Below are 1,646 nucleotides of genomic sequence, written 5' to 3' on the forward strand. Positions count from 1 at the left end.
AGAAGCCTCTAACGCAGTATCAATGCCCAACACGCTCTAGCTATTGCCTCAATAGTGTGATCTAATTCCATTTGTTCAGATAGCGTTTCATCGATATATTTAGCACATTATATTAGACGCAACAGTTATAACTAAATCGAAATGGAAAGGCGAAGTGAAATCATGAGTCGTCAATTAATTCAAGGCAGTAAAAGCAATTCACTTGATCAAGCCCCGATACTCTATTCTTTGCAGCACTGTCCATATGCGATGCGGGCACGTATCGCATTGTTTAAATCTCAGAAAACAGTGCTGATTAGGGCTGTTAAACTCAATAATAAGCCCAAAGAAATGCTGGTTGCTTCTCCAAAAGGGAGTGTGCCAATTTTGGTTGTTAGCGACCGTATTATTCTAGAAGAGAGTTTGGAAGTGATGCTATGGGCTTTGGCCGAAAATGATCCCGATGATCTTCTTGACTACAAGCAAGAGACAGCATTGACTCGCATGCATGCGTTAATCAGCCGTTTTGAGCATGAGTTTGTTCCTGCGTTAGAGGCGTATAGCTGTGCTAAGCGTTACCATGAAGATAATCTAGGAGAGTGTCGCCGTCGCTGTGAAGTGGTATTACAGGCGTTGGAAGATAGACTGACGCAGCATACCTACCTGTTTTCCGATCGAGAAAGTTTGTTGGATATTGCCGTGATGCCCTTTATTCGAAAATTTGCTCGAATTGAAAGGCAGTGGTACTTGCAGAGTCCATATCCTAAACTTCGCGATTGGCTTAATGGGTATTTGCAAAGTGCTATGTTTGCCAAGGTGATGGCAAAACACGAATTGTGGCTAGAGAATCGGCAAGATATTTACTTTGGTTACTCTAAAAGCAAAAAATCTTGAGGGGCTCCTATATCACATTTTTTGCACACTAGCAGGTAACCCAGCATTGACTGTCTACCTTCTATAGAGACAACCCACGGTCGGCAGACAAAGGGAGGGTTGTGTCTGACATGCTGGAAATGCCCGCATTCTAATTGAGCAACCCAGTCGTCATTTTCGTCTTTGTGGTAACCCGTGATGGCTTGTTTCATTTGGTCATTATTGTGTGGTTGGCAGAGAGTGCCAGTTGCAGAATACTGGCACGTTAGAAAGGTACTTTGTTTATTTGTGGTTATTTTCTACAGTCGTTGGCTGTGCTTGATGGTCTAAAAGCTAAACCTAAAGCCTATTCAGACCAGTTAAACTTACTTTCATCAATACCTTCTTTTGCTTCTTTGATTCGCTCTCGTCTAAAGCGTTCTTCACTTCTCGCATCATCAATTTCTTTCATGATAGCCGCAAGATCAGCCTCGATATCCTGTTCAACGAACGTTCCCGTTAGCTCAGTGTCTGGTTTGAGGTCGCCTTTCTCAAAGATAGCCCAGATTTCTTTCGCGTATTCGGTGGCGAGAAGCTCTGGTGCAAATTGACCATAGTAATCACGAATATTATTGACATCGCGAGTGAGCATCCATTCAGCGTTGTTATTCGCTGCCGCATCAACGGCTTGAGGTAAATCAATGATCACTGGGCCATACTCATCAACCAGTACATTGAACTCGGAGAGGTCGCCGTGAATGAGACCCGCACAAAGCATTTTCACCACGTAAGTCATCATCACGGCGTGGTCTTCA

The 1,646-nt window shown here is 43.6% G+C and carries 3 protein-coding genes; 1 reads left to right on the plus strand and 2 read right to left on the minus strand.

Going from position 1 to position 1,646, the window contains the following annotated elements; all coding sequences use genetic code 11:
- Positions 1-162 precede the first annotated feature (162 nt).
- Entirely contained in the window at positions 163-873 is a 711-nt protein-coding gene (locus ACP45E_RS21585; protein WP_017037896.1) for a glutathione S-transferase, read from the plus strand.
- Here the strand turns inward: ACP45E_RS21585 and ACP45E_RS21590 are convergent.
- On the minus strand, positions 849-1,064 hold the full coding sequence (locus tag ACP45E_RS21590) for a DUF3565 domain-containing protein (protein ID WP_083188668.1): 216 nt from the start codon (positions 1,062-1,064) through the stop codon (positions 849-851). The genes ACP45E_RS21585 and ACP45E_RS21590 overlap by 25 nt on opposite strands.
- Positions 1,065-1,198: 134 nt before the next feature.
- The coding region (locus ACP45E_RS21595; protein WP_347229991.1) for an RIO1 family regulatory kinase/ATPase at positions 1,199-1,646 on the minus strand (448 nt) is incomplete at its 5' end.

Origin of the sequence: Vibrio genomosp. F10 str. 9ZD137 (assembly GCF_049974785.1) — a bacterium.
GTDB lineage: Bacteria > Pseudomonadota > Gammaproteobacteria > Enterobacterales > Vibrionaceae > Vibrio.